Origin of the sequence: Pseudomonas orientalis, from assembly GCF_001439815.1 — a bacterium.
GTDB lineage: Bacteria > Pseudomonadota > Gammaproteobacteria > Pseudomonadales > Pseudomonadaceae > Aquipseudomonas > Aquipseudomonas orientalis.
The window spans coordinates 1-2,081 of sequence record NZ_JYLM01000023.1; the positions used below are offsets into that span (position 1 = coordinate 1).

3 protein-coding genes are annotated in these 2,081 nt (G+C 46.3%); all 3 read left to right on the top strand.

The features are described 5' to 3' along the window. Positions 1-215 precede the first annotated feature (215 nt). Entirely contained in the window at positions 216-662 is a 447-nt protein-coding gene (locus TU82_RS27285) for a hypothetical protein (RefSeq protein ID WP_057726495.1), read from the top strand. Positions 663-823: 161 nt separating this feature from the next. Beyond that, positions 824-967, top strand: a complete 144-nt coding sequence (locus TU82_RS28840; RefSeq protein WP_156421706.1) for a hypothetical protein — start codon at positions 824-826, stop codon at positions 965-967. Between the two features lie 187 nt (positions 968-1,154). Further along, complete coding sequence (locus tag TU82_RS27290) at positions 1,155-1,757, top strand: hypothetical protein (protein ID WP_057726497.1); 603 nt, start codon at positions 1,155-1,157, stop codon at positions 1,755-1,757. Positions 1,758-2,081: the final 324 nt, after the last annotated feature.

Consider the following 2,081-nt stretch of genomic DNA (forward strand, 5'->3'; position numbering starts at 1 on the left):
AATACTGGCGAAGCTGCACAGACTTTGGAGGCCGAGGACACTTGGAAATATTGGAACGGGCTCTGCATGATGAGGTGCGCCATCAAGCGCAGAGCTTAGGGTAAATTTGTGGGGATTCCTCAGGGTCTGACCCCTATTTTTCCTGCTGTTCGCCCTAGAACGGGAGAGGTGGTGCCGCGTTGCGAAAACTGCACAAACATATTTGGAGCTGAGTAATGGATATGGATGATGAGTTTTTAGAGATAAATGATTTGGATTGGTTTGCTTCTTGTCATAAAGGGTATGTTGCACATTTTGCGACTGGGGGGCGAGGTTTTGTTCCGTTTTCAATACGCGCGTCAATTTCGACTTATGAACTATTGTATGATTATTTTTACTCCTTGGCTGAAAGTTTTGAGTTTGTAGTGGTTGAGGAAAATTTGCCAGAGTTTAGCAATCAGGTGCAGCGTGAGCGTTACTTAAAATCATTCTCCTCCATGGCTAGGAGGGGGTTATTCAGTTACGATGTTAATGATGAGGGTAACGGTTACAAGCTAGTAGCTATGCCTGTAAACGGTAAAGGAACTTTAGAGATTTCGTTAGATGTTAGAGCTAGTATTGTTATGCTTCCGATAGATTTTTTTGCGAATAAGAAAAATATTGATGATGTGGAGTTTGTTTGAATTAAAAATGCGAAGAGGTTGCTATCAGAAAAGGGGCAGAACTTGAATGGCACTTAATTAAAAGGTAATCCTCTGATCCTGCTGAAAAAATTGAAAAAGGCTGGCCTTGGTCTACGGTGATAGTTGCGAACATATACCAATAGAGCAAGGACACAGCCCGCGTGAATCGTAGACGTCAAATCGTCAATCATCAACGGCAGCGCATTCATCAGCAAGCCAAAAACAGCAATGCTCCAGAATTCTTCAAGTTGCTCGCCGAGCCAGAGCTGCTACAGAACGACAAAGGGACAGATTTATTTGATTAGGGAAATAGGGGTCAGACCACATTTTTGGGTTTTTATAGTTCAGCAGGAAAAAAATGGGATCAGACCACTATTCTTCGACCACTATTCTTCGGAACCGGACCAGATTTCAGATAGCGAATCTGGATTGCCGGCACTGCACTACATCACGCTCGTGACTTGATAGCGAACTGCCTAGGAAAAGAAAGCTATGAAACGGATTTTTGCATCAACGTTCGTCCTCACTCTTGCAGCTCTTTTGAGTGCATGCGCAATCCCATACGAAACCCCTGAAGCACGCGCCAATATAGAACGCGATCTGAAGCTCAACTCAGACGATATCGTCTCCATATCGCAAATCAACTGGTGTTTATTTCACTATGGTGATCTGAACGTGTGCCAGCCTAGGAACGGCCTGGGTGTAGTGACCAAGACCAATCTAGTACTAGCATATTTTAAAGGCGGCATGTATGAGAGCGCTGTAGTCATCAACACCAGCGATATTCAATGTGCACACATGCAAAATGGAAGAACCGAGGCCGGTGATTTTTACGTATTCACTGAGCCTTATGCCGCACTGCTGAGGTTAGTCCCCATAAGTGGTGCCTTAGCACTCGAAAAGAAGGACCAGTTTCTGAGTGTACTGGCACCTCCAAGCACTGAAACCTTCACGGGTGTGCAAGGGAATTTTATTCAGGATACGGGGCGTAAGAATTATTCTGCTTTGGCTGTACCAGGAGGAAGCTATGTGGGGACTAGCAAGAGCGTTATGCAGATTATTAATCCGTGCACGAAGGGAAGAACTGCACAATGACTATCGAAACACATCGCGACTATCCGCAACCCATAACGTGGGATCAACCTCGACGACGCACCTGTTTCCGTTGCCCCTCCTGGCCCGCTCATGCCACAGCCACCCCGATTGATTGGCGTGCGAGTGTTCGGTAGACCGTCGGTATTGATATGGAAAACAGCATGCAAATCAGAGTGAGAGAGGGAGACGTGGAAAATGGGGTCAGACCCTGAGGAATCCCCACAAATTTACCCTAAGCTCTGCGCTTGATGGCGCACCTCATCATGCAGAGCCCGTTCCAATATTTCCAAGTGTCCTCGGCCTCCAAAGTCTGTGCAGATGGCC

Coding starts and splice junctions, on each gene's coding strand:
- TU82_RS27285 (WP_057726495.1), top strand. CDS start 216: ATGGATATGGATGATGAGTTTTTAGAGATAAATGATTTGGATTGGTTT.
- TU82_RS27290 (WP_057726497.1), top strand. CDS start 1,155: ATGAAACGGATTTTTGCATCAACGTTCGTCCTCACTCTTGCAGCTCTT.